Raw genomic sequence first — 25,916 nt, 5'->3', positions numbered from 1 at the left:
AGGAAAAGCAATGTCAAAAATCGCGGTATTGGGTGCTGGAAGTTGGGGAACAGCATTATCCATTGTACTTGCAGATAACGGATATGACGTTTGCTTGTGGTCTCGTAGAAAGGAACAAGCCGAAGAGATTAACCAACATCATACGAATGAGAAATATCTGCCAGGTGTCACTTTACCGACACGGATCAAAGCGGAATTGTCTGTGGAGAAAGTCTTAGAAGACACAACATACATATTATTGGTTTTGCCTACAGCAATCGTCAGACAAGTGGCAAAAGAGCTGTTACCTTACCTTACCTCAGAACATGTCATTATACATTCATCTAAAGGTATTGAGCCAGACACGTATAAACGGGTTTCACAACTCATTGAAGAGGAGATACCCGAACGTAAAAGGAAAGGGATAGTGGTCTTATCAGGTCCCAGCCATGCGGAAGAGGTGAGTCACCGCTCTCCTACGACGGTCGTCGTTGGGTCTGAATCCTTAGATTTAGCGGAGAAAGTTCAGGACTTATTTATTAATCAACATTTTCGTGTTTATACTAATAATGATGTCACCGGAATGGAAATTGGGGGTTCACTTAAGAATATCATTGCCCTTGGCGCCGGGCTCACGGACGGGTTAGAATTTGGAGATAATGCCAAAGCGGCTTTGATGACCCGTGGTTTAGCCGAAATTGCTAGGCTAGGTATTGAGATGGGGGCGCACCCTCTAACGTTTGCCGGTTTGGCGGGGGTAGGTGACCTTATTGTGACGTGTACAAGCCAACATTCTAGAAATTGGCGTTGTGGATACGCCTTAGGCCAAGGTCAGACAGTTGATGATGTGCTCTCGTCCATGGGAATGGTGGTAGAAGGGATTCGTACGACCAAAGCAGCCTATCAACTCGGTAAGGAAAAAAACGTCGAAATGCCTATAACACAAGAGCTGTATAAAGTACTATTTGAAGACAAGTCTCCACAGCAAGCGGCCGAGGACCTCATGGGTAGGGGGCCGACACATGAACTGGAACACAAGAATCTAGATTTTTTAAATGCTTACTTAAAATAAACGACAATACGAAAGCGATAAAGAAGAGGACAACTCATTACAGTCATTGATATCTTAGTTAGTCTCCTAAAATTTGTTCATGCTTCACCAAGCTTCCCTGATCTTCATAGTATAAACAGAGAAGAATAGCAGGGAGGGTAAATAGAGATGGCAAATAGAGATTTCTTTGACAAAGTGCAAAACAAAACCAACGTATCACAAGATCAATTGAAAAACGTTGCGAATTCAATAAAACCTCAGGATCTTAAAGACGAAAAAAAGGTACGTGAGCTTGTTTCAAAAATTGGGTCCTTAGCTGGTGTACCTGTTTCTAAGCAAAAAGAAGACCAAATTGTGAACTTTCTCGTCAAACAAAAGTTAAACCCCCAGCAAATGCAGACCATGATACAGCAATTTATGAAGCCCAAAAAGTAGAAGTTAGGCGATAATGGATTACATGGTTGCATCATGATTCATATGATATATTGGCTCGAGTAAAGGGCTCCCATGAAAACGGCAAGGTACAGTTAATAAGAGCTAACCTCTAAGAGGTTAGCTCTTATTTTTTTGGACTCTCAAATGAGACGTTGACGATATGAACGAACACGAGTAAACCCTACCTTTGTTGATTAGTGTCATGGGGTGAAAGAAGGGCTAAGAACTCTGGATCCGTTAAAAGCTGGCGGACGAGCGGAGATTCTAATAAAGCAGAGATTTGGTTAAGATCAACATTTTTGAGCACTGATAAAACATTTGAGCCAGATACGTTTTTAACCATAGAAGCTAAATCAAGGCCTTTAACTGAATGGGAGATCACTTGAACATTTTCGATCGCTTTGTTTAATTCTGTCAATGTGAAAGTCACATCATCTAAAACGTTGTACTCTCCGGTCGGTTGTGGCTCTGTATGTTGTTCCTGCTGCCCCGCCTGCGGGAAGGACGGCATCGTTGGATGTGTTCCATCTTCTTGACGATTTGAGTTCACATCGGGGGGGGTAGTCTGCTCGGGTGAGTTATAATCTTGCTTGGCCTGCTGAGAAAATCCCCTAAATGGCACGACAGGATGGTAAATAGATTGTTTGGGGTATACATAAGCTGGGAAACGGTGATACGCATGCCCTCTGTGGTACGGTTGGGTCATGTTACTCCTCCTTTTCATGATGAATACATTGGCCTACATTAGCTTATGTGATTAGAATGTTCTTTGTACCTTGCGATGTGCTATAATATGGGGGGCAAAAGGGAGGGAGAACAGATGGAACCGTTAGTTAAAATGATGATTGCGTTAGTGTCAATGGTGACGATGTTTCTAGCCAACATACTGATATTAGGAGCGAGGAATAGATTTAAAGGGATCTGGAGAGGAATGGCGACGACTTTTGCTTTTGCTTTGCTCATACTTTCATTTATATTTATCGTCATCGTGGTCTTTTCGGTGTAAATCATGTTAAAAATATAAAGGAATGAAATACTTATGTTCATAAACTACAAAATGTTAAACGCCATGTTGGTATGGTCACTTCTTTTGCTAGTCATCAGCGGATGTATGTATCCTGCGGAACGAAAAGCTGAGAATCAAGTCCCGCATACGGCACAAATAGAGGCTGTAGCATCCGCCATAGAACGATATACTTCAGATCGTGGTGTGCCACCTATTCGTGATTTTGATGCCGATACACCTTTATATGACCGCTATGTGATTAACTTTCAAGAATTGGTGTCACAGTATCTTGAACGTCCTCCTGGGAATTCTTTTGAAGCGGGTGGTGTATTTCAGTATGTCATTACGAATCCTGAAGAGGAGCCCACCGTTAAATTAAGAGATGTCAGACTCAGTCAAACCGTACGTGATGTTCAAATGCGCCTCAATATGTATTTGAATGAAGAGGATACATATTTGCCTGTAGACGAAATGATTGAGAACCGTTACTTTACTTTAGATTATGAAGAGCTTGGGCTGCGTGAAACCCCACTGGTTGAAAGTCCTTATACCAAACAAAAGTTACCTCTCGTTGTGGATGCTTATGGGAGGGTAGGCATAGATTACCGTCCTGACCTTTATCAATATCTTGAAAGGTATGGAGATGAGGGGTGGGAAGAAGCGGATGACTTACGTACCTTCTTAGTAGAGGATTCTTATTTTGTTCCGACCCATTCTTACCCCTATGTTTACGAAGAAGGAGAGATTAAGTTTAAACGGGAATGATGCCCTCTTGATCTCATAAACTAGCAGAATAAATCAAAAAAAGATAGATAAAAAATAAATTTCATAGCATATTTTGAGCTGACCTCCTATATCTTTAAGATAAAGGAGGTCTTGTCTTTGTGCTGGATCCATCTTGCACCCCAGAAAGATTCATAGTCATATTTCCTGTAAGCCGTCATATATTTATAGTGTCCAAATCAATGTACGAGACACCTAATGAGAAATCACGTTTACCACTAATCAGGAGGGGATCGCGTGGAAAAGGTCGACATCTTTAAAGACATTGCCGAGCGGACTGGCGGAGATATTTATATCGGAGTCGTCGGGGCCGTCCGTACGGGAAAGTCTACATTTATTAAAAATTTTATGGAAAAGGTAGTTATCCCTAACATTGGATCTGATTCTGATCGGATCCGTGCACAAGACGAACTACCTCAGAGTTCATCTGGGAAAACAATTATGACAACGGAGCCTAAATTCGTACCTAACCAGGCCGTTCAGATTGACGTAGATGAAGGTTTAGATATCAATGTGCGTTTAATTGACTGCGTCGGTTACGTTGTCCCTGGTGCAAAGGGATACGAAGATGAGAATGGTCCACGCATGATCAATACGCCTTGGTATGAAGAGCCCATTCCGTTTCAAGAGGCAGCGGAATACGGCACACGTAAAGTTATACAAGAGCACTCCACGCTAGGTGTTCTGATGACAACGGATGGGACCATTGCCGAAATTCCGCGTCACGAGTATGAAGAGGCAGAAGAGAGGGTTGTAAACGAGCTAAAAGAAGTCGGCAAACCTTTCGTGCTTGTCATCAACTCTACTCAGCCATATAGCCCGGAGACGGAAGCCTTAAGAAATGATTTAGCTGAGAAATATGACATCCCGTGCATTGCATGTAGTGTAGAACAGATGGAGGAACGTGATATTACCAACGTCCTGCGAGAAGTCTTATTTGAATTTCCAGTGCATGAAGTCAATGTTAATTTGCCTAGCTGGGTCATGGTGCTCAGAGAAGATCATTGGTTACGCGAGAACTACGAAGAATCCGTTAGAAACACAGTAAACGATATTAGACGATTAAGAGACGTAGACCGAGTGGTCGGATATTTCACAGAATATGACTTTATTGACCGGGCTTCTCTATCTGATATGGATATGGGAACAGGCGTAGCCGAAATTGACTTGGTGGCACCCGATCATCTGTACGATCAGGTATTAAAAGAAGTGGTTGGCGTTGAGATTCGCGGGAAGGATCATCTCCTTCAGCTTATGCAAGACTTTGCAATCGCCAAACGGGAGTATGACCATATATCTGAAGCTTTACACAGTGTTAAAAATACAGGCTACGGTATAGCACCTCCACGCTTGGAGGATATGACCCTAGATGAGCCTGAGATTATTCGCCAGGGTTCTCGTTTCGGTGTCCGTTTAAAAGCAACCGCACCATCGATCCACATGATCAAGGTAGACGTGGATTCCGAGTTCGCGCCTATTATCGGGACCGAAAAGCAAAGTGAGGAACTGATTAGATATCTTATGCAAGACTTCGAGGAGGACCCGTTATCCATCTGGAACTCCGATGTATTCGGTCGCTCGCTTAACTCAATTGTAAGAGAGGGCATTCAAGCTAAGATTACAATGATGCCGGATAATGCGCGCTATAAGCTGAAAGATACATTAGAGAGAATTATTAATGAGGGTTCTGGAGGACTCATTGCCATTATCCTATAATATATTCAATGAGTTTCCCAGGCTCTATGCGTAGCTTCCAATTAGGAGGCTATTTTTCTTTTCACTGCTTCCAAAGGGAAGCTTTTTTTCATGTTACCCCGTTTGAAACGTGTTTTTTACTTAAATCACTTGAAATTATGAGAGTCGTATATTAATATAAGCATGTCTACAAGAAAAATTGCGTAGTCACAAGTATAAAACGGCTTTAAATCGGTAAAAAAGAGAGTAAAGCAATATTTGGAAGGAGGTGACGTGGTCATGAATAAAACTGAACTTATCACTAAAGTAGCTGAACAAACGGAATTAACAAAGAAAGATGCTGGTCTAGCAGTTGATGCAGTTTTTGATGCCATTTCTGAGGCGTTACAAGAAGGGGATAAAGTACAAATTATCGGATTTGGAAACTTTGAAACGAGAGAACGTTCTGCTCGTAAAGGGCGTAACCCTCAAACAGGAGCTGAAATTGACATTCCGGCTAGCAAGGTACCAGCCTTTAAAGCAGGTAAAGCCTTAAAAGACGCTGTAAAGTAATTTTTGTACATATCGATTAAATCGTTTTTAAAAGAGTTGCCTAGGCAGCTCTTTTTTTTTGCTTGTGTGACATAGGCTATTGGGCCATATGCTTCTTTTTGCGTAAGCGTACCAGTTGTGCTATAGTTTCTTTAGCTAATATCCACAGAGGAGGACATCAAATGAGCCGTTTTGACACGGATAAAATAGAACAAGCAGTCAAGATGATCATAGAAGCTGTCGGTGAGAACCCTGAGAGAGAAGGGTTACAGGATACGCCGAAGCGTGTGGCCAAAATGTACACAGAAGTGTTTGAGGGATTAGATCAAGATCCTGAGGCCTACTTTGATGTGGTTTTTGGCGAGGATCACGAGGAGCTCGTGTTAGTGAAGGATATTCCTTTCTACTCCATGTGTGAACATCACTTCGTTCCGTTCTACGGCAAGGCACATGTCGGTTACATACCAAAAGGCGGACGTGTAACAGGATTGAGTAAACTCGCACGTGCGGTTGAAGCGGTCGCTCGTCGTCCACAATTACAAGAACGCATTACGTCAACAGTGGCCGATGCGATTGTCGAGAAGCTGGATCCACATGGCGTGATCGTCGTTGTAGAAGCTGAACATATGTGTATGACAATGAGAGGCGTTCGAAAACCAGGTGCCAAAACGGTAACATCTGCCGTACGAGGATGCTTTATAGATGACGCACCTGCTAGAGCAGAAGTACTAGGTCTCATTAATCACCAGTCGTAAGGGGGATGCTCATGAATAATCTAAATGAGTTTTTTGTGATTAAGGCAAAGGAAAATGGCGTTAATGTTATTGGGCTTACAAGAGGGAAAGATACGCGTTTCCATCATTCGGAGAAACTTGATCAAAATGAAGTGCTTATGGCACAGTTTACGGAGCATACTTCAGCCGTCAAGATTCGTGGTAAAGTTGAGATTCATACGAGACATGGGATCATTCATACGGATGAGGAGTGATAAAAGCAGGCGCTTTACCTGCTTTTTTTGCTTCAAATATTCTAAATCGTAGGGTTGGGCGAATACAATGTAGTGAGAACAATGGATGGAGGGGAGAAGCAGTGAGGTATCTACGTGCTTTATTCTTTACAACCTTTGTGTCACTCATGCTGGCCAGTATTGTTTCTTTTTTCCCTACGGTGGAGATGTCTTCGGGTGATTTAGGGGACCACGGCCAATCTGTTGAACCGATATGGCCTGAAGACAAAGAAGGCGCTTCTTCAGAACCTCAGGATAATCGGCCTGTTTTTCAACTTGAAAAACCTCTCACTCTCAGTAAGGATGTCATCGTTCCTTTTTTTAAACAAATAACCGTTCATTATCCGTATCAGAATATACAACTAGACAATGAGTCACTATTCGTTGTCACAAAACTTCAACCTGAAGAAACGCTCAAGCAAGACTATATTTATAAGGATGCTATAGCGATCATGTCTGATGTCTTTGTTCATACGCATAATATCGAGAAACTATACTTGAGAGTCGTGAGAGAGCACGAATTACAACCTCAACTCATCGTGGCGGTTAATAGTAAACGAAAAGATCTGACGGAAGAGGCACTGCAAGAGGTGCAGTCAGTGGGCACAATGAGTGAGAATGAACGTGAGTCATGGATCAAAGCGAATACGGATCTTGTTCATGGGACAGGATGGAGGAACTAGTCTTTTTTTGCTATACTTATGGTACGTGCAACTTTATATAAGCAGTAGGAATTTGATTTTTACATGTACATAGATGGAGGATACCAATATGGTTTTGGCGCATTCACAGTTTTATGATCATATGCAATCAATGCTAGATGAAGTACATGATAAAACATCACATGATTATGTTAGTGAACACGCACAGCTTCCCCCTGTTGATTTGTTTCAACTGCACTTTATGTATCTATTTTTACATGAGCAAGGTCAGGACGAATGGGAGATTGAAAAGACATGTATCCCCATGTTGTTTGTACAAACGGGTTTAGACGCTCATGAAATGGTCACGGAAGACGGGACAGGGGATATGACAGATGAGAGCATGAAGGAACGGCAGTTGCTTGTACTAGCTGGGGATCAGTTTAGTGGTCATTATTATCATTATTTAGCCAATAAAGGTGAGGTTTATGCTATTCGTTTGTGGGCTCAAATCATTGAGAAGGTCAATGAATGCAAGACTGACATTTTATATTCAGGAACTCATCTGACGAAGGCTGAGCGTTTACAGCAAGAACTTAAACTTAAACGTACCATCGTTGACGCGCTTCTAGATGAACATGGTGCAGAATCTTTTTGGTATGGTATCTTCGCACTCTTTGCTGAACTCGGTCTAGTGTATCAGCAGTTTGATGGACATCCGGAACAGATAGAACAGCTCATCAAGCAGATCAAGAAAACACTGATTGAGAAAGGACAACCTTTACTCATACAAGAGATGAGTCCTTGGCTAGACCATATGCAAAATAACACACTTGTAATTGAACCGTAAAAAGGGGCTTGAACGTTACTTTGTGTACTAAAAAATGATAAGGCTTGTCATACCAGGAGTACCTGGAACGAGCTCTTCTGAATTGACACGCATATATCGAGTCAACAGAAGAAAAACTGGTGATTTGTCGGGAGAGAAAAGTCATGGAAAAACAGAAGTTATCTAAAGCAGAATATGTACATCAAGTTTTCGAAAGTATCGCTCCTAAGTATGATCTTATGAATACCCTCCTTAGCTTTCGTCGACATAAGGCCTGGCGAAAAGTGGCGATGAGAAAAATGAACGTGCAAGCACAGGAATCAGCCATCGATATCTGTTGCGGAACTGGGGATTGGGCACTCAGTATAGCAGAACAAGTAGGAGAAAAAGGTAAGGTAATCGGTTTAGACTTTAGTGAAAACATGCTCAAAATAGGTGAGCAAAAACGAGACCAAAGGGGTCTTTCTCAAGTAAAGTTGGTTCATGGTGATGCGATGAAGCTTCCTTATGAAGAAGATTCTTTTGATTATGCAACAATTGGATTTGCACTACGTAATGTGCCTGACATTCGTCAAGTGTTATCTGAAATGAAACGTGTGGTCAAACCCGGTGGTATGGTGATCTCCTTAGAGTTGTCCAAGCCCGTTTGGCCACCTTTTCGTGCGCTTTACTTCCTATACTTTAACCGTATTCTACCCGCGCTTGGGCAATTATTTGCTAATCGGTATGAACAGTATCGTTGGTTACCTGAATCCCTTAAGCATTTTCCCGATAGTCAGGAGCTTGCCAAGATATTCGAAGAAGTCGGATTACACAAGGTCGAAACACGTTTATTGACCGGTGGTATAGCAGCACTCCATATCGGGTACAAAAGGACAACAGAGGTGTAACCAGTGAAAAAGTTAAAAGTCATACTAGAAATGATTAAGTTTGAACATACCATATTCGCATTACCTTTTGCTTTCATGGGGGCTCTATTAGGAAAAACGGTCTATGATAGTAAACAACAAGCCCTGGGGGACATCGTCAATGTGAGTACGTGGCCCACCTGGTGGCAAATATTTTGGATTACGATGGCGATGGTAGGTGCTAGAAGTGCAGCCATGGCATTAAATCGTTTAATTGATCGTACCATTGATGCCAAAAACCCAAGGACAAGCAATCGGGCCATACCAGCGGGACAGCTGAAGCTAAAAGAAGTCATCATCTTTATAATCAGTTCATTGGTATTATTGTTCCTTGCAGCTTATATGCTCAACCCTCTAGCTGTGAAGCTGTTGCCACTTGCGGTATTCGCATTAACATTTTATTCCTACACCAAACGTTTTACTTGGGCTTGTCACTTCTTTTTAGGTGCTGCTATAGCGCTAGCACCAATGGGAGGATGGGTTGGTACAACCGCAACGCTTCACTGGGAGGCGCTGGTTTTGTTTTTGGCGGTGATGCTATGGACCGCAGGGTTTGATATCATTTACGCCACTCAGGACACGGACGTAGATAAAGAGTTAGGCTTATACTCTGTACCAAGCTATTTTGGTATTTCCAAAGCCTTATGGATATCTCGGTCATGTCATACGGGCACGATTATATTATTATTCACCTTAGCTTATCTGACACCGCTAAGTTGGATTTATATGATAGGCTGTGCTATTGCAGCCTGTATCCTACTATATGAACATACCTTAGTGAAGGCGAACGATCTTTCCAAGGTTGATCTGGCATTCTTTACAATGAACGGCATATTGAGCGTGGTTATATTCGTCTTTACGTTAGGAGATTTGATTATTTTATGAGCCAACAACACATAGGTCATAACGAGAAGAAAACGATTGCAGTCGGCATAACGGGGGCGAGCGGGGGCGTTTATGGTGTGAGGTTAACACAAGAACTCCTTAAGCTTGGCCATCACGTGCATTTAATGGTAACTGAAGCAGGTTGGCAAGTATTCTATGAAGAATTAGGATTAGATACGAGTGATCGAGAGCGTGTCATTATGGAGCAATTCGGGGACCAAGGAGCGCATTTTTCCTATCATACATTAAGAGATTTTAGAGCACCCATTGCAAGTGGGTCCTATCGTTGTGACGGCATGATTGTCATACCTTGTTCGATGGGGACCTTGTCCGGTATCGCTCACGGTGCGTCAGGGAACTTACTTGAGCGTTCAGCCGACGTCATGCTAAAAGAGGGCAGAAAACTGGTGCTTGTCCCCAGAGAAACACCGCTTAACCAAATACATCTAGAAAACATGTTAAAAATCACTCAAGCTGGAGGGAAAATACTGCCTGCGATGCCTGGGTTTTATCATGTGCCAGAAACCTTGGATGATGTGATACGGTTTCTCGTCGGTAAAGCTTTAGACGCATTAGATATCGATCATTCACTTTTCCGTCGATGGGGGTGACGACATTGATGAAAGTAGGAAAGATAGAATATAAAAACGTAATGCCAATTTATTATTACGCTGACCAAGGAAAGCAGCTCGAGCATGTAGAATTTGACACGAGGATCCCGGCTGCCTTAAATCATGCCATGGCCACCGGAGAGATCGGTGTTGGGCCGATATCCTCCTTTTCGTACGCCGAGAATCACGATAAGTACCAATTGATGCCTGACCTATCTGTCAGTAGTGATGGGAAGGTCCGATCCATTTATCTCTTTTCCAAAAAACCTTTGGAGTATTTAGACGGCTCACGGATTGCGCTCACTTCAAGTTCGGCAACATCTGTCGCCCTGCTAAAAGTCATCATGCATCATTTTTATCAACTGCAGCCCGTATATCAAACGATGCCGCCGCATTTGCCCTCAATGCTACAAGAGCACGATGCCGCCTTATTGATTGGGGACGATGCGATACGTACCAAATGGACGTCAACAACGCCTTACGTGTATGATTTAGGAGAGCTATGGAAAAAATGGACAAACTACACGATGACGTACGCCGTTTGGGCGATTAGAAAAGAATGGATTGACCAGGAACAATTGGCACTAAATGAGCTTTATCACGCATTTACACAAAGTAAACAACAAGCACGCCGACATCTAGACCCGATTATACAAACACTAATCCAAGATTTTGGTGGAACGGTAACCTTCTGGACTGATTATTTTAACGGTCTAAAATACGACTTTGGTCCTAAGCAGATAGAAGGCCTAGAATATTTCTATCGACTAGCGTATGAATGTGGCCTCCTTCACCGTCCTTGTCAAGTAGAGACATGGACCCCTGAACAACCGTTTGTAGCCTACTAAGATAGTCGGAAATTCAGAATGTAAGGTGGAGCATGATGAATTTATTAGAGATTTATAAAGAATTGAAGAAGGACATCCAACATATTGAGGAAGAAATCCATGGTGTTCTCGACACGCAGCAAAAAGAACTGAAGCGAGCCTCCGTTCATCTGCTCAACGCAGGTGGCAAGCGCATACGCCCTGTATTTGTCCTCTTGGGTGGAAAGAATGGTCAATATGATATAGACAGACTGGCCCATGTGGCGGTTGCCTTAGAGCTTATTCATATGGCCACGCTTGTCCATGACGATGTTGTCGATCATGCCGACACTCGCCGAGGGAAGCCGACGGTGAAAGCTAAATGGAATAATAAAATGGCCATGTACACGGGTGACTATATCATTTCAAAAGCCCTGCAGCGTTTGACTGCCATTGATAATCCTTTGGTTCATCAGATCCTCTCCAAAGCGATTGTGGACATGTGTATGGGTGAAGTTGAACAAATCAAAGCCCAATATGAGTGGAACCAGACCATGAGACAGTATTTTTTACGGATTAAGCGAAAAACTGCACTACTAATGGCTGTCAGCTGTCAATTAGGCGGGCTTGCAGGCCATGTGAGTGAACAAGAGGCGAGGGCATTATATCGTTTTGGTTATTACGTGGGGATGGCCTTTCAGATTACGGATGATATCCTTGACTTTACCGGGACAGAGAAACAACTAGGGAAGCCAGCCGGAAGTGACTTGATGCAAGGGAACATCACGTTACCCGTACTCGCTTGCTTCCATGATCACGAGGTACGTCAAGAGATTATAACAGAGGCTTCAAAGCACCAGCCAGATATGGAACGAGTCATCCAAATCGTCAAATTAAATGGTGGAATCCAATACGCGAATCAAATCGCCCAGCGATATCTAGCTAAAGCTAGACAATCAATTCATACACTCAGTAACAGCCGTAGCCAAGATATGTTTTACAAGATTACACAGTTTGTGGAACAGCGTCATTTTTAACAAACATATCCTAGCATATATTCCCTTTAACAAACTCTGCCTACCTGACAACATGTGATATAAAAGGCTAGTTGATGCACTTGAACGTTGATTCATTCTCTTATCTTTGATACACTTAATTTTGTGTTGAAACGCTTTCATGTTTTTCTATACATAATGATGGAATAGGAGTTGACGTCAAAGTGGAAAAAACTTTTCTAATGGTCAAGCCAGATGGAGTTCAACGTAATCTTATCGGGGAAATTGTGCAACGATTTGAGAAGAAAGGGTTCCAGCTTGCTGGCGCTAAATTAATGACAATCTCAAAGGATTTAGCAGAGGAGCATTACGGAGAGCATAAAGACAAACCTTTCTTCGGAGAATTAGTAGGCTTTATCACATCCGGCCCAGTTTTTGCTATGGTTTGGGAAGGTGAAAATGTTATACAAGTCGCGCGTGACATGATGGGCAAAACAAACCCGGCAGAAGCAGCAGCCGGGACCATCCGTGGGGATTACGCTGTTCAAGTCAGTATGAATGTGATTCACGGCTCAGATTCACCAGCTTCGGCTGAACGTGAAATCGGACTCTTCTTCAAAGAAGAAGAACTGATCTCCTACGATAAAGTGATGAACAAATGGGTATAGAGTCCTAGACAGTCATACTAAAAACAATCCAAAATCCTTACTACCACAACTAAAGGCCCTAATAAAAGGGCCTTTTTTGTACCTATCTTTTAGCTATAAATCATGGTATATTATAGGATAAGGTGGAAGGAGGAGCAGGATTGGAAGATCGTGATTTCTTGCAGTTTATCCAACAGGTCAAAGCTAAAACAAGAATTGACCTTAGCCAGTATAAAGAAGCTCAAATGAAACGAAGACTCACGTCACTGCGAGAAAAAAGAGGATTTTCAACATTTAGGGCTTACTTTGACGCTATAATGGTAGATCCTGCATTGTACGCAGAGTTTCTAGATCGAATGACCATCAATGTTTCAGAGTTTTTTAGAAATAAAAATCGATGGGACGTATTAGAAAGAAAAATTTTACCGGACCTATACAAAAATTCTAATAACCTTAAAGTATGGAGCGCAGCTTGTTCCACGGGGGAGGAACCCTACTCACTCGTCATGCTCCTACAAAAATTTAACCCAATCAGTCAAGTGTCGGTGAAAGCGACAGATATAGATGCTAATGCTATTATTAAGGCGCAAGAAGGAACCTATCTCGAACGGTCACTTCAACACGTCCCGGACTATTTGAAGCGTCAGTATTTTACTAAAGTAGAAGATGGCTATAAGATATCATCTAAAATTAAGGAGCGCGTTCAATTCAGTCAGCACAACCTACTCGCCGATTCTTTTGACAAGCAATACGATTTAATTGTTTGTCGTAATGTACTCATTTATTTTACAGATGAGGCTAAAGACTTGTTATATCGGAAATTTTCAGAAGCATTAAAACCGGGTGGGATTTTATTTGTGGGGAGTACAGAGCAAATCTTTTACCCCCAAACCTATGAATTTGAATCTATAGAAACCTTTTTTTATCAAAAAATAAACAAGAAAGAAAAGCGGTCATACGATTGAAGAGTTTGCTCAGTTATACATAGAGGCGCAACGTTTATTCACTCATCGATAAAGGAGTCATTATGATCATAGAGGTTATTTGTGTTATGTTTCTCACTTATTTATTCTATCGTCAAGGTATACGTCAACTCTTTAAGAGCAGAATTTTTGATAGTCAAAAGTCTGACCACTTAGCCTATGCTTTATTTATGTTCGCAGGATTAATGCTAGGAACCTTATCAAGTCTGGCAATTTTACATCTTATAGAGGTACACATCGCGGTCTTATGGAAGGTTGTCATTGCAAGTTTGACCTCTATTCTATTAGGCGAATGGATGTATCATAGAAACCGACACCTTGTACATAGAGCCGTTGATCCCCAAGAAGATCAACATAGTGAATAGTGAATAAGTCTTATAAGAAGATACTAAAAATGAGGTCCCCATAAAAAGGGGAGACCTATCGGTAAGAGCTCCTAAATTAGGGGCTTTTTTTACAAACAATATTCGTTTATAATCAAGTCATACATTATTTTGTTTAACACTTAAACGCAGTAAAGTGTTATACTGGCGGAATCATAGAAATAGAGAGTAGTGAATAGAGGAGGGAGATGGAGAATGAGATACCTTACTGCAGGGGAATCCCATGGACCACAGCTAACCGCTATTATAGAGGGTGTACCCGCCCATCTATGCTTAAGCGCAGAAGACATCAATTATGAATTAGAACGACGTCAGAAGGGGTACGGCCGTGGAAGAAGAATGCAAATTGAGAAAGACCGAGTACAGATCGTCTCTGGTGTTCGAGACGGTAAAACGACAGGGGCTCCCATTACACTTGTGGTAGAAAACAAAGATTGGCAACATTGGAGAAAGATTATGAAAGCCGAGCCTCTTGAGGATGAAGATCGAAACCGTAAAAGAGTATCTCGTCCAAGACCAGGTCATGCAGATCTCAACGGCGCGATCAAATATCAGCACCGCGATATGAGAAATATACTCGAACGTTCTAGCGCAAGAGAAACCGCTATACGCGTGGCTTGCGGGACAGTGGCCAAAAAAGTCCTTTCTCATTTTGGCATTGAGGTGGCTGGACATGTCCGGCGCATTGGTGCAGTAGAGATCGAGAACACGACGGTCAATGATTTAACCGTTGAGGATATCAAGTCAATCACAGAAGCGTCTCCTGTTCGATGTGTCGATGAAAAAGCGGCAGAAAACATGATGCGCGCCATTGATGAGGCCAAGGAAAACGGTGACTCCATAGGGGGTATCGTGGAAGTAATCGCTGAAGGGGTGCCCGTTGGTTTAGGAAGTCACGTGCAGTGGGATCGTAAACTTGATGCCAAAATATCTCAGGCTGTGATGAGTATTCAAGCGTTCAAAGGGGTTGAGATTGGCATAGGTTTTGAAGCAGCAGAAAGACCCGGTAGCCAAGTGCACGATGAAATCACATGGGCAGAGGATAAAGGCTACGCACGTAAGACGAATAATCTCGGGGGTTTTGAAGGTGGTATGACAAACGGAATGCCCGTCGTTGTCAGAGGTGTCATGAAACCGATCCCGACTTTATATAAGCCGCTCCAAAGTGTGGATATCGACACGAAGGAGATGTTTGAAGCGAGCATTGAACGTTCTGACAGCTGCGCTGTTCCTGCAGCGAGTGTGGTAGCTGAAGCGGCGGTGTCCTGGGAACTGGCAAAAGCTTTCTGCGAAAAGTTTGGTCATGATCACGTAGAGTCAATGAAACGGAACCTCGAGGCCTATCTAGAGGAGGCAAGACGGTTTTAATGGCTACGCATAAGCAATTAGAAGTGAAGACGTTGCATGTTGAATTGGGAGAACGGTCTTATCCGATTGTGATTGGACCAAACGTGTTACATGATATTGGACAATATCTGGAGCAGTTAGGTATCCATGATCATCAGCAGATCCTCATTATCACCGATGATCAAGTTAAAGCCCTTCATGCAGACGCATTGACGCAGCGTTTGGATGAAACGAATTATCGCTATCACGTTTATGCTGTCCCGTCTGGAGAACGATCCAAATCACTGAATACTTATGAGGACGTCATAACTTTTATGATAGACAAGCAATTTGATCGCAAAAGTGTGGTCCTAGCACTAGGTGGAGGTGTCGTTGGTGATTTAGCGGGGTTTGTGGCCAGTAGCTATATGCGTGGAATAGACTTTATACAATTGCCGACGACCATTCAAGCCCATGATAGTAGTGTCGGCGGTAAGGTTGGCATCAATCACGCCCTGGGCAAAAATATGATAGGGGCCTTCCATCAACCATTAGCTGTGCTATATGATACGTCAATATTAAAAACCCTTCCTCTACGAGAAATAAAGTCTGGATACGCCGAACTGATTAAATACGGGATGATATGGGATGCCTCATTTGCCACATGGTTAGACCAACACGCAAATGAGTGTCTTCAGTTACAGGAACCGTATCTGACTGAAGCTCTCTATAAGGGTTGTGAAATAAAAGCTGAGATTGTCAGTCAGGATGAAAAAGAAACGGGTATCCGTTCACTATTAAATTTCGGACATACTTTTGGTCATGCATTAGAGAATTTAGGTCAATATACACGCTTAACACATGGTGAAGCGATCGCCATTGGGATGGTACTCGCAGGAGAAGTGAGCGAGCATCATTATCAGATCACGAACATTAAAGAGAGGGTACTTGCGCTTGTTCAAAAGTTCGGATTGCCTTATGAGCGACCTCGGGAGTGGACAGTGGAAGACATTCTTTCTCTGATGTACCGTGATAAAAAGTCTACCGGAGGTCAGCTCAACCTTATCTTAGTTACAAAAGTTGGCCATGCCGTATTGGAGCAGGGCGTTGCTCCAAAACTCGTCAAACAAGTATTGAAGGGAGAGGGTGGCGCTTGAGTACAAAGTTAAGAGGTGTGCGTGGGGCCACAACTGTGACAAAGGACGACACACAAGAAATCTTACAGGCCACCGAAACGTTAGTATCCGATATGGTTCAGCAAAACAATATTGAAGTCGAGAGCATCGCGAGCGTGTGGATGACGATGACGCAGGACTTAACGGCGACATTCCCGGCACGCTGTTTACGCCACATGTCTGGATGGACATTCGTCCCCGTAATGTGTGCTCAGGAGGTGGCTGTACCAGGGTCACTGGAAAAATGTATTCGGGTGATGATTCACTACCATACAGACAGAGCCCAGCACGAAATTAGACATGTGTATCAGAATAAAGCTACTAGCCTCCGTCCAGATTTATCCTTGACGTAGTAGATGGAGCACGATACAATACTTATAACTTTTAACGAGAAAAGACTAACGTCGTTTCAGTAGATCCAAACCGTGATCGTCATGTTGAATCGCGGGTTAGCTGTAGAGTGTAAAACGAGTTTTGAATGTAAAATGAGCGTCATGTTTTGTTAAATAGTTTAGAATGAGTTTAGAGAAGTGAAGGCATTGCTTTTGAACATGATAGATGCATGGTTTATTTTAGAGCGTTTTGAAAGAGTAAGTTGAGACTAGTTGAGAAGAGAATTGAGTTGAGGAGAGCCTATAGTATCGATTAACAGGGCTTCCATGCCCTGTTTTTTTATTTCTGTTAGACAACGTTGATGCTGTCGTATGTCTCATAATCATATGGCCAAAGTTCAATGATGAAATGATGCTACGTCCATGTATGTCCATGACAAGGCGAAATGAGATATAATGTACGTCGCATAAATGCCACACATCAACGTCATTGCCTCTTATATCCTCGCTTAATTCCTCTTCAATATGATTGAAGGGGTGTTTGTGATATGTTTGAACCTTCCACTGATGATGTTCTGACGTTAAGTCAGACCTACAATTATATTCCTATACGATACAAAGTGTGGTCCGATAACCTCACGCCAATACGGCTTTTCCAGCAAGTGAAATCAGCCTATTCCTTTTTGTTAGAAAGTGTTGAGGGGGGTGAAAAGTGGGCGCGGTATTCGTTTATCGGGCATGACCCCTACCTACTGTTTACGGTGCGAGAAAAGCAGGCCTATCTTCAAAGATTCGATGACGGTCACCCACAACAAGAGATCAAAGTTGAAGGGGACCCACTAACCATATTAAAAGATCAACTGGATCAATATCATATACCCCCAGATCTAGACCTACCGAGGTTTTCGGGAGGGGCAGTGGGTTACATCGGTTATGATGCGATCACATTATATGAAGATATCCCCACACATCGCGTGAATGATCTCAATCAAGATCAGCTACGATTGATGTTCTGTAATGAAATTATCGCCTTTGATCACCTGAAGCAGGAAATCACATTCATGACGTATTTGCAAGTCGACCCTCAAGCGAGTGAAAAAGGTCTACTTGATGAGTATGAGCAAAAGAAACGGCATCTCCAACAGCGAGTAACTGATCTTTTCTACAAGATGAATCACGCGTTAGAGCCGCCCTTGCATCTACCAGAGAAAAAGCCTGATGCAGACTGGCGTAAAGTGAAGTCAAACGTTGATAAGCAGACATTTGAAGATGCTGTGAATAAGGTAAAAGCGTATATACGAGCGGGCGACGTTTTTCAAACGGTCCTGTCTCAACGGTTTGAAGTTGAATTACAAACTGATCCTTTCAACATCTATCGGGTCTTACGAATCATTAATCCATCACCATACTTGTATTATCTTGATTTGGGTCAAGGGGACCAACTCATCGGTAGCTCCCCTGAGCGACTCGTGCAGATCGAGCGTGATCGGGTAGAAACAAACCCCATTGCCGGTACGAGAAAACGAGGCAGAGATCGGGAGCAAGATGATCGATTAGCTCACGAACTGTTAACGGATGAAAAAGAACGGGCCGAACATCATATGCTTCTAGATTTAGGTCGTAACGATATCGGCCGTATTGCTGAATTTGGCACCGTTGAAGTCAGTAAGATGATGGAGATTGAACGTTTCTCACACGTGATGCACATCGTGTCAACGGTCACGGGTAAAAAGCGCCAGGATTTTCATGCGGTAGACGGATTATTTTCCTGTTTTCCAGCTGGCACGGTGACAGGTGCACCAAAAATCAGGGCGATGAGTGTCATTGCAGAATTAGAAAAAGAAGCAAGGAACGCGTACGCAGGTGCGATCGGCTATTTTTCTTTTACTGGGCATTTAGACTCGTGTATCACCATCCGGACGATCGTGGTCAGTAAAGGTAAAGCGTACGTCCAAGCGGGTGCCGGCGTAGTAGCAGATTCAGTGCCGGAGCTCGAATGGAAGGAAACGCGTAATAAGGCGCGCGCACTGTTGATTGCCATTCAAATGGCTGAGGATTTATTTGAACATAATCAGAGGGAGGTCACGACACATGCTTAAACCATTTTTAAAGGTATTAATAGAAAAAGAATACCTTACACAAGAAGAAGCTTATCTCGCCATGACCACTATACTAGAGGGAAAAGCCACGCCTTCTCAGCTGAGTAGCTTTATCTCTATCCTCAGTTTCCGTGGTATTAAAACACACGAGTTGACGGGTTTAACTCAAGCGATGCGTGACTATGGACGGACGATACCACTTAAGGAAGGAGAGCCCGTTGTTGATACGTGTGGGACGGGGGCGAGTGGCGTTAAGACGTTTAACGTTTCAACAGCAAGTGCCATTGTGGCTGCCTCCTCAGGACTTAAAATAGCCAAACATGGTAATCGCTCGGTTACGAGTCAAACAGGAAGTGCGGATGTTCTAGAAGAGCTAGGGATTCCAGTGGAGCAAACAACGGAGCAAATACAAGCGTCATTCGCACAGCATAGTATGTGTTTCATGTTTGCTCCCATCTACCATCAGGCAATGAAACATGCCTCAACAACACGCAAAGAAATTGGATTCCGTTCCATTTTTAATTTGCTAGGTCCTCTTACGAATCCTGCTGGGGCGATGAGACAGGTGATCGGTGTATTTGACCCGACATACGGGAAACGAATGGCTGAAACCTTACAACACTTAGGTTCAGAGCATGTGTTAATCGTCCACGGGACGGATGGGCTCGATGAGTTTACTGTGTCCGGAGAAACGAAGGTTACCGAGCTAAAAGCTGGGTCGATCAAGGAGTATGAACTGAGACCTGAAGATGTAGGATTGGAGGTATCCGCCATATCCGATATCCGTGCCGATTCTCCCCAACATAGCGCAACGATGATTAGAGAAGTGTTGGACGGTTCACGTACAGATGCCGCAAAGGATATCGTAGCTTATAACGCAGGCGCTGCGCTCTATGTAGGAGGGAAGGCAACAAACATGAGAGAGGGAGTGGCTCTTGCTCAGTCCCTTATTGAGTCAGGTAAAGCAAAGGAGCACCTTCAACATATGGTCCAAGAGAGAGGAGCAATCAAACATGCTTGAACAAATACTAGAGACGAAGAAGGAAGAGGTGCTAACCTTAACGGCAGAACGACCGGATTTATTAGTTCCCAAGAACTTAAGTACTGAAGGGGAAAAGACAGACGGAAACAGTACTGAATCTTTTATCGAGCGTTTACGGCAGCCCAACCGAACATCTGCATTGATTGCAGAGGTGAAAAAGGCGTCTCCATCAAAAGGCGTCATTAGAGAAGACTTTGATCCTGTCATGATAGCCAAATCATATGAGAAAGCGGGAGCAGATTGCTTGTCTGTTCTAACAGATCAACACTATTTCCAGGGGGACCCCCAATACATTTCTGCTATTAAGGAACAGGTACAACTTCCGGTTCTGAGAAAAGATTTTATCATCAGTCCTATACAAATTAATGAAAGTGTGGAGATGGGGGCAGATGCTATTCTATTAATAGCCAAAGCCCTTCCGCCCCAAGATCTCAAATTCCTCTATGATGAAGCAACCCATGCTGGCTTGGATTGCTTGGTCGAGGTGCACAATAGGCAAGAGTTAGAACAGCTACTAGAGGTCTTTACGCCACGCATCATCGGTGTGAATAACCGAAATCTAGATACGTTTGAGACGGACATCAATGTCACCAAAAGTTTAAGCAACATGATCCCAAAAGGGGTCACAATGATCAGCGAAAGTGGGATACACGGCCCGGATATGATACAGGCATTAGAGCGTGTGGGTGTGCATGGTTTCCTAGTTGGTGAATACTTGATGAGGCAGAAGAAAATAGAAGAGGCTGTGTCTCAACTCTATGGCTAAGTTGAAAGTATGTGGTCACTGTCATGAGCAGGATGTTAAACTCGTCCACTACATGAAAGAGGATATCGATTATGTCGGTTTTATCTTTACACCGCAAAGCCAGCGTCATGTACAAGGACAACAGGTCGCCGAGTGGTTGAACACGTATCCTGGCTTAAGAGAAAAGGCCGTTGGTGTTTTTCTGGATCAAGAGATAGATGATGTGATTCAAACGATACAGGACACAGGGATTAACATTGTTCAACTCCACGGTCACGAGACATCTGACTATTGTCAAAAGCTGCGGCGACGGGGGATGCAAGTATGGAAGGTCGTTCATATGGAGCAAGGGCGTCGTCCTGAAGTGTCACCGTATCTCAGTGTTGTCAACGCAATACTATTAGATACGAAAATAAAAGGCCAGGTTGGTGGAACGGGGCAGACCTTCGACTGGGGCGTAATCCCAGACGTGGCTGCGGAAGTCAACGGCAAATGTCCCTTATTCATTGCTGGGGGTGTAACGAGCCATAATGCCAACACCCTTGTGGCGGGCTATACCATAGACGGAGTCGATGTGGCGAGCGGATCGGAAACCAACGGATACAAGGACAAAGACAAAATAAGTGCACTGATTACAAGCATCAGAGCTGAAGGAGGAAGCCAACATGGCCATTCATTTTGAAACCGAGCCAGACTTGCAGGGACGTTTCGGGGAATTTGGAGGTAAATTCGTTCCAGAGACACTCATGCAAGCTCTCACAGAATTAGAACAAGCGTATCAAAATATAAAGCAGGACCCCCATTTTTTTGAAGAGTATCGTGCATTACTCAAAAGTTACTCGGGTCGCCCCACCTCTTTGTATAAAGCCCCTCACCTAAGTGAGAGATGGGGTGGCAAAGCCAAGATCTATCTTAAAAGGGAAGACCTCAACCATACAGGGGCACATAAGATTAACAACGCCATTGGCCAAGCGCTCTTAGCCAAACGAATGGGAAAAAAGAATATCATCGCAGAAACGGGTGCAGGCCAACACGGTGTGGCCGCTGCGACAGTGGCCGCTAAATTCGGTTTAAATTGTAAGGTTTTCATGGGTGAAGAAGACATCGCGCGTCAGTCCCTGAATGTATTTCGGATGAAGTTGTTAGGTGCGGAAGTCATCCCAGCCAAGTCGGGTTCACGAACACTGAAGGATGCTACGAATGAAGCGATACGTTACTGGGTGACTCATGTGAACGATTGCTACTATCTCATTGGCTCCGTTGTCGGGCCACATCCCTACCCACGAATGGTGAGAGACTTCCAGCGCATTATCGGTGACGAAACGAAAGAACAAATGATGGCCTTAGAAGGCAAACTCCCGGATAAGATCATCGCTTGCGTCGGTGGAGGAAGTAATGCGATTGGCATGTTTTACCCTTTCTTAAACGATGAAGAGGTGCAGTTATTTGGGGTTGAAGCCGCGGGTAAAGGAACAGAGACAGATCAGCACGCCGCCACGATAACCAAAGGAAAACCAGGTGTGATGCACGGTGCCATGACCTACGTTTTGCAGGATGATGAAGGTCAAATTCAAGAAGCACACTCAATTTCAGCAGGATTAGATTATCCTGGTGTGGGGCCAGAGCATGCCCATCTCGCTTATACTGGTAGAGTAAAATACCAGTGTGCCACGGATGCAGCGTCACTAGATGCGTTACAGGATCTATGTTTAACAGAAGGTATCTTACCGGCGATAGAAAGTGCCCATGCGCTGGCAGAGGCTAAAAACCAAGCTCAACAAGCGGATGAGGGTGACGTCATCGTCGTTAACCTATCTGGGCGTGGGGATAAAGACGTGCATACATTACAAACCTACTTGGATGAGGAGGGAACAGCATGAGGGTGACGGACGTAGAATTGACCATCAGTGAGGCCATAAAGGAAAAAGAGTCAAAGGGGCATCCAGCGTTCATTCCGTTTATTACAGCAGGGTACCCGTCTTATCAGTTAAGCATTGATATCGCTCTGACTTTACAATCGGCTGGAGCAGATGTGTTAGAGCTAGGTTTTCCTTACTCCGATCCCTTAGCGGATGGTCCAGTTATTCAGCATGCTTCAGAAAAGGCTATACAAGCAGGCATGACCTTCCGTAAAGGTCTTGAATTGATAGCAGATATGCGTCAACAAGGGGTTTCGATTCCGATCGTCGTCTTTTGCTACTATAATCCGATCCTCCAATACGGATTAGAAGCGTTTGTTCGGGATGCACAAGAGTCAGGTGCCAATGGTGTGCTCGTGCCAGACCTGCCCTACGAAGAATCTGGTCAACTCCGATCATTGACGCAACATGACACCTTTCCTTTGATCTCACTCGTTGCACCGACGTCACAGCAACGGTTACAGCAGATCGTTTCAGAAGCGAATGGATTTGTGTACTGTATCTCTTCCCTAGGTGTCACGGGCGTACGCGACTCTTTTAATAAGGATATTGAACCATTTATCAAAGAAGTTCAGCAATATGCTAAGGCACCTGTGGCCGTTGGTTTTGGTGTCTCTAAGAAAGAACACGTTCAATATCTGCGTACATTAGCACCCGGTATTATTATGGGAAGTGCGTTGATCCGGACCATCACAGAAAAAGAAGCAGACCTCGTTGACCCTGAACGTAAGAAAGTCGCATTAGAAGGTATAAAAACATTTGTACAAGATCTTTTTTCAGAGTAATATAGTAGACAAATAGTTTGTAACATACAACTTAGGTTTAATAGCAACAGTGTACACATTTGTCTACAAGATATTGTTCAGGGGAAGGAATGGTGGAAAAAGATGCAAGCAAAAGAACAAATACCTCATTTACCGGTGTATAAACCGGGAAAGCCAATTGAAGAAGTGAAGCGTGAGTATGGTCTAGACGAAATTATCAAACTCGCTTCTAATGAGAATCCTTTTGGTGCTTCACCACAGGTGAAAGAGGCTCTACAAAAAGAGGCCGCAAATATGGCTCTTTACCCAGATGGGGCAAGCTATAACTTAAGACAAGGTCTGGCTCGCTTTTATGATGTTAACGAAGATCAAATTGTGTTTGGTAACGGTTCTGATGAAATCATCTCTTTTATTACGAGAGTTTATTTAGATGCCAATGCGAATACGATCATGGCGACGCCGACGTTTCCTATCTATAAAACGAACGCTGTAATTGAAGGGGCAGAAGTGATTGAAGTACCGTTGAAGGATGGCGTCCATGACCTCGAAACGATGAAGGGTAAAGTGAACGATCAAACCAAGGTAATATGGATTTGTAACCCTAACAATCCTTCTGGGACTTACGTGAGCGAAGATCGCATTGTGGCCTTTTTAGAGTCTATTTCCAGTGATATTCTTGTTGTACTAGATGAAGCTTACTGCGAGTATGCAAGCGCGGAAGACTACCCAGATTCTACGAAGCTTATCGATCGTTTTCCTAATCTATTTGTCATGCGGACTTTTTCTAAGATCTACGGCTTAGCTAGTTTACGAATCGGTTATGGGATTGGACAGGCGAGTGTTGTTGACCTTTTAAACAGAGTCAGAGCCCCATTTAATGCCAACCGCTTTGCTCAAGCAGCAGCCTTAGCAGGACTTGAAGATCAGGATTATGTTAAAGAATGCTATGACAGAAACTTAGAGGGACTACAGCAATTCTATCGCGCTTTTGAAGATATGGGATTATCCTATTATCCGTCACAAGGAAACTTTGTACTTGTGGATACGAAACGAAGCGGGAATGAGGTATTTGAAGCACTATTGAAACAGGGCATTATCGTTCGTTCTGGTGAAGCGTTAGGGTTTCCGACGTCTATTAGAATAACGGTAGGTTCTCAAGAGCAAAATGAAAAAATTATCAACGTATTGAAAGAGACAATCACGGAAGGAGCATCATGAAACAGAAACAAGTAACGGTAATAGGTACAGGGTTAATAGGAGGCTCACTCGCACTTGCGCTCAAAAAAGAGTATGGTGACGAGCTGTATATCAAAGGCTATGATCATCATCATTCGCAAATACGTCTCGCCTCCACACTTGGCGTTGTCGATGAGGGAACCACAAGTGTACAGGAAAGTATAGCAGGAGCGGACATCATTGTAATCTGTACACCCGTTCAGGTCCTTTGTGAGTTGCTTGAAGAGATCATGACCTCACCGCTCTTAAAAGAAGGGGCCATTATAACGGACGTCGGGAGCACCAAGACAGAAGTGGTACAAAGAAGTGAGAAGTATACGTCCCAAACGAGAGGTCATTTCATTGGCGGACATCCGATGGCAGGCTCCCATAAGTCGGGTGTTGAAGCGGCGCATGACCGCTTGTTCGAGAACGCTTATTATGTCCTCACGCCAAGTGAAGATTCCCCTCAAGCAAAAGTGGATGAATTGCGGGCGTTACTTACAGCTACAAAGGCGAAACTCGTGCAAATGAGTCCTCAGGAGCACGATGAGGTAGTGGCCGCTATCAGCCATTTTCCTCATGTGATCGCCTCGGCGCTGGTGGAGCATGTTCAACAGTACAACACTCATAATCCATGGTATTTCAGACTGGCAGCGGGTGGGTTTAAAGATATTACACGTATAGCGTCTAGTAACCCACGTATGTGGCGAGATATCACGATAAGTAATCGTGAGCCCATCTTAAGACAGATGAAAGATTGGCAACATTACATGGACGAGCTTATTAATATGTTAGAGCAGAATGATGTGGCTGACATCGAGTCTTTTTACGCGCATGCCAAAACAGTGAGAGATGGGCTACCCGAACGCAAAAGAGGGGCGATTCCTGCTTTTTATGATCTGTATGTGGACATACCGGACCATCCTGGCGTCATCGGGGAAATAACAACGCTTTTAGGAGAAGAAGACATTAGTATTACAAACTTAGAGATATTGGAAACGCGTGAGGATATTATGGGGGTCCTTCGTCTTGCCTTTAGACACGAGAAAGACCTTCAGGCGGCGAAACAGGTTATTCAACGTGCCCGTTACGCTGTATACGAACGAGACTAATCATTGATAC

General features: G+C 43.6%; 30 protein-coding genes. 29 read left to right on the top strand and 1 reads right to left on the bottom strand.

What is annotated here, in order from left to right; translation table 11 throughout:
• The first annotated feature begins 10 nt into the window (after window positions 1–10).
• Window positions 11–1,051, top strand: a complete 1,041-nt coding sequence (locus JKM87_RS09070; protein ID WP_202080021.1) for an NAD(P)H-dependent glycerol-3-phosphate dehydrogenase — start codon at window positions 11–13, stop codon at window positions 1,049–1,051.
• Between the two features lie 147 nt (window positions 1,052–1,198).
• On the top strand, window positions 1,199–1,465 hold the full coding sequence (locus JKM87_RS09065) for a stage VI sporulation protein F (protein ID WP_202080020.1): 267 nt from the start codon (window positions 1,199–1,201) through the stop codon (window positions 1,463–1,465).
• A 181-nt stretch (window positions 1,466–1,646) separates the two neighbouring features.
• On the opposite strand, the gene JKM87_RS09060 is transcribed toward JKM87_RS09065, so the two are convergent.
• Window positions 1,647–2,171, bottom strand: a complete 525-nt coding sequence (locus tag JKM87_RS09060; protein WP_202080019.1) for a hypothetical protein — start codon at window positions 2,169–2,171, stop codon at window positions 1,647–1,649.
• A 114-nt stretch (window positions 2,172–2,285) separates the two neighbouring features.
• Between JKM87_RS09060 and JKM87_RS09055 the strand changes: the two genes are divergently transcribed.
• The 27 genes from JKM87_RS09055 (at window position 2,286) to JKM87_RS08925 (ending at window position 25,906) form a co-directional block, all read left to right on the top strand.
• Window positions 2,286–2,471 carry a DUF2768 family protein gene (locus JKM87_RS09055; protein ID WP_202080018.1) on the top strand — a complete coding sequence of 62 codons (186 nt, stop codon included), beginning with the start codon at window positions 2,286–2,288 and terminating at the stop codon, window positions 2,469–2,471.
• A gap of 63 nt (window positions 2,472–2,534) precedes the next feature.
• A complete protein-coding gene (locus tag JKM87_RS09050) occupies window positions 2,535–3,236 on the top strand; it encodes a hypothetical protein (protein ID WP_236838707.1) in 702 nt (233 codons plus the stop codon).
• A gap of 255 nt (window positions 3,237–3,491) precedes the next feature.
• Window positions 3,492–4,970: a stage IV sporulation protein A gene (gene spoIVA / locus JKM87_RS09045; RefSeq protein ID WP_202080017.1), complete on the top strand. Its 1,479-nt coding sequence runs from the start codon at window positions 3,492–3,494 to the stop codon at window positions 4,968–4,970.
• A gap of 258 nt (window positions 4,971–5,228) precedes the next feature.
• On the top strand, window positions 5,229–5,501 hold the full coding sequence (locus JKM87_RS09040; RefSeq protein WP_202080016.1) for an HU family DNA-binding protein: 273 nt from the start codon (window positions 5,229–5,231) through the stop codon (window positions 5,499–5,501).
• A 161-nt stretch (window positions 5,502–5,662) separates the two neighbouring features.
• Window positions 5,663–6,235, top strand: coding sequence for a GTP cyclohydrolase I FolE (gene folE, locus JKM87_RS09035; protein WP_202080015.1), 573 nt, complete (start codon window positions 5,663–5,665; stop codon window positions 6,233–6,235).
• An 11-nt stretch (window positions 6,236–6,246) separates the two neighbouring features.
• On the top strand, window positions 6,247–6,468 hold the full coding sequence (gene mtrB / locus JKM87_RS09030) for a trp RNA-binding attenuation protein MtrB (RefSeq protein WP_202080014.1): 222 nt from the start codon (window positions 6,247–6,249) through the stop codon (window positions 6,466–6,468).
• 101 nt (window positions 6,469–6,569) lie between these two features.
• On the top strand, window positions 6,570–7,169 hold the full coding sequence (locus JKM87_RS09025) for a hypothetical protein (protein ID WP_202080013.1): 600 nt from the start codon (window positions 6,570–6,572) through the stop codon (window positions 7,167–7,169).
• An 88-nt stretch (window positions 7,170–7,257) separates the two neighbouring features.
• Window positions 7,258–7,977: a heptaprenyl diphosphate synthase component 1 gene (locus tag JKM87_RS09020; protein ID WP_202080012.1), complete on the top strand. Its 720-nt coding sequence runs from the start codon at window positions 7,258–7,260 to the stop codon at window positions 7,975–7,977.
• A 143-nt stretch (window positions 7,978–8,120) separates the two neighbouring features.
• Window positions 8,121–8,846, top strand: coding sequence for a demethylmenaquinone methyltransferase (locus JKM87_RS09015; RefSeq protein WP_202080011.1), 726 nt, complete (start codon window positions 8,121–8,123; stop codon window positions 8,844–8,846).
• Window positions 8,847–8,849: 3 nt separating this feature from the next.
• Window positions 8,850–9,749, top strand: a complete 900-nt coding sequence (locus tag JKM87_RS09010; RefSeq protein WP_202080010.1) for a UbiA-like polyprenyltransferase — start codon at window positions 8,850–8,852, stop codon at window positions 9,747–9,749.
• Window positions 9,746–10,360 (top strand): UbiX family flavin prenyltransferase, encoded by a 615-nt coding sequence (locus JKM87_RS09005; RefSeq protein ID WP_202080009.1) that lies wholly within the window; start codon window positions 9,746–9,748, stop codon window positions 10,358–10,360. The genes JKM87_RS09010 and JKM87_RS09005 overlap by 4 nt, the downstream gene beginning before the upstream one ends.
• A gap of 8 nt (window positions 10,361–10,368) precedes the next feature.
• Entirely contained in the window at window positions 10,369–11,208 is an 840-nt protein-coding gene (locus tag JKM87_RS09000; RefSeq protein ID WP_202080008.1) for a menaquinone biosynthetic enzyme MqnA/MqnD family protein, read from the top strand.
• 35 nt (window positions 11,209–11,243) lie between these two features.
• Window positions 11,244–12,203 carry a polyprenyl synthetase family protein gene (locus JKM87_RS08995; RefSeq protein WP_202080007.1) on the top strand — a complete coding sequence of 320 codons (960 nt, stop codon included), beginning with the start codon at window positions 11,244–11,246 and terminating at the stop codon, window positions 12,201–12,203.
• 182 nt (window positions 12,204–12,385) lie between these two features.
• Window positions 12,386–12,829 carry a nucleoside-diphosphate kinase gene (ndk, locus tag JKM87_RS08990; protein WP_202080006.1) on the top strand — a complete coding sequence of 148 codons (444 nt, stop codon included), beginning with the start codon at window positions 12,386–12,388 and terminating at the stop codon, window positions 12,827–12,829.
• A gap of 140 nt (window positions 12,830–12,969) precedes the next feature.
• Complete coding sequence (locus JKM87_RS08985) at window positions 12,970–13,773, top strand: CheR family methyltransferase (protein WP_202080005.1); 804 nt, start codon at window positions 12,970–12,972, stop codon at window positions 13,771–13,773.
• An 86-nt stretch (window positions 13,774–13,859) separates the two neighbouring features.
• The gene (locus JKM87_RS08980) at window positions 13,860–14,156 is read left to right on the top strand and encodes a hypothetical protein (protein WP_202080004.1); all 297 of its coding nucleotides are present in this window, start codon (window positions 13,860–13,862) and stop codon (window positions 14,154–14,156) included.
• Window positions 14,157–14,369: 213 nt separating this feature from the next.
• Window positions 14,370–15,542 (top strand): chorismate synthase, encoded by a 1,173-nt coding sequence (aroC, locus tag JKM87_RS08975; protein WP_202080003.1) that lies wholly within the window; start codon window positions 14,370–14,372, stop codon window positions 15,540–15,542.
• Complete coding sequence (gene aroB, locus JKM87_RS08970; protein ID WP_202080002.1) at window positions 15,542–16,657, top strand: 3-dehydroquinate synthase; 1,116 nt, start codon at window positions 15,542–15,544, stop codon at window positions 16,655–16,657. Before aroC ends, aroB begins: the two co-directional genes overlap by 1 nt.
• Window positions 16,654–17,028 carry a chorismate mutase gene (gene aroH, locus JKM87_RS08965; RefSeq protein WP_202080001.1) on the top strand — a complete coding sequence of 125 codons (375 nt, stop codon included), beginning with the start codon at window positions 16,654–16,656 and terminating at the stop codon, window positions 17,026–17,028. The genes aroB and aroH overlap by 4 nt, the downstream gene beginning before the upstream one ends.
• Before the next feature lie 527 nt (window positions 17,029–17,555).
• Window positions 17,556–19,106: an anthranilate synthase component I gene (trpE, locus tag JKM87_RS08960; RefSeq protein WP_202080000.1), complete on the top strand. Its 1,551-nt coding sequence runs from the start codon at window positions 17,556–17,558 to the stop codon at window positions 19,104–19,106.
• Window positions 19,099–20,127 (top strand): anthranilate phosphoribosyltransferase, encoded by a 1,029-nt coding sequence (gene trpD, locus JKM87_RS08955; RefSeq protein ID WP_202079999.1) that lies wholly within the window; start codon window positions 19,099–19,101, stop codon window positions 20,125–20,127. The genes trpE and trpD overlap by 8 nt, the downstream gene beginning before the upstream one ends.
• Window positions 20,120–20,914 (top strand): indole-3-glycerol phosphate synthase TrpC, encoded by a 795-nt coding sequence (gene trpC, locus JKM87_RS08950; RefSeq protein ID WP_202079998.1) that lies wholly within the window; start codon window positions 20,120–20,122, stop codon window positions 20,912–20,914. The genes trpD and trpC overlap by 8 nt, the downstream gene beginning before the upstream one ends.
• Window positions 20,907–21,575: a phosphoribosylanthranilate isomerase gene (locus JKM87_RS08945; RefSeq protein WP_202079997.1), complete on the top strand. Its 669-nt coding sequence runs from the start codon at window positions 20,907–20,909 to the stop codon at window positions 21,573–21,575. The genes trpC and JKM87_RS08945 overlap by 8 nt, the downstream gene beginning before the upstream one ends.
• Window positions 21,559–22,773 (top strand): tryptophan synthase subunit beta, encoded by a 1,215-nt coding sequence (gene trpB, locus JKM87_RS08940; RefSeq protein WP_202079996.1) that lies wholly within the window; start codon window positions 21,559–21,561, stop codon window positions 22,771–22,773. The genes JKM87_RS08945 and trpB overlap by 17 nt, the downstream gene beginning before the upstream one ends.
• Window positions 22,770–23,597, top strand: coding sequence for a tryptophan synthase subunit alpha (gene trpA / locus JKM87_RS08935; RefSeq protein ID WP_202079995.1), 828 nt, complete (start codon window positions 22,770–22,772; stop codon window positions 23,595–23,597). Before trpB ends, trpA begins: the two co-directional genes overlap by 4 nt.
• Before the next feature lie 102 nt (window positions 23,598–23,699).
• Complete coding sequence (hisC, locus tag JKM87_RS08930; protein ID WP_202079994.1) at window positions 23,700–24,794, top strand: histidinol-phosphate transaminase; 1,095 nt, start codon at window positions 23,700–23,702, stop codon at window positions 24,792–24,794.
• Complete coding sequence (locus JKM87_RS08925) at window positions 24,791–25,906, top strand: prephenate dehydrogenase (protein WP_202079993.1); 1,116 nt, start codon at window positions 24,791–24,793, stop codon at window positions 25,904–25,906. Before hisC ends, JKM87_RS08925 begins: the two co-directional genes overlap by 4 nt.
• Window positions 25,907–25,916 lie beyond the last annotated feature (10 nt).

Origin of the sequence: Caldalkalibacillus salinus (genome assembly GCF_016745835.1) — a bacterium.
GTDB lineage: Bacteria > Bacillota > Bacilli > Caldalkalibacillales > JCM-10596 > Caldalkalibacillus_A > Caldalkalibacillus_A salinus.
The sequence above is the reverse complement of the archived record's forward strand: the minus strand, read 5'-3'. Positions and strand labels throughout refer to the sequence as shown.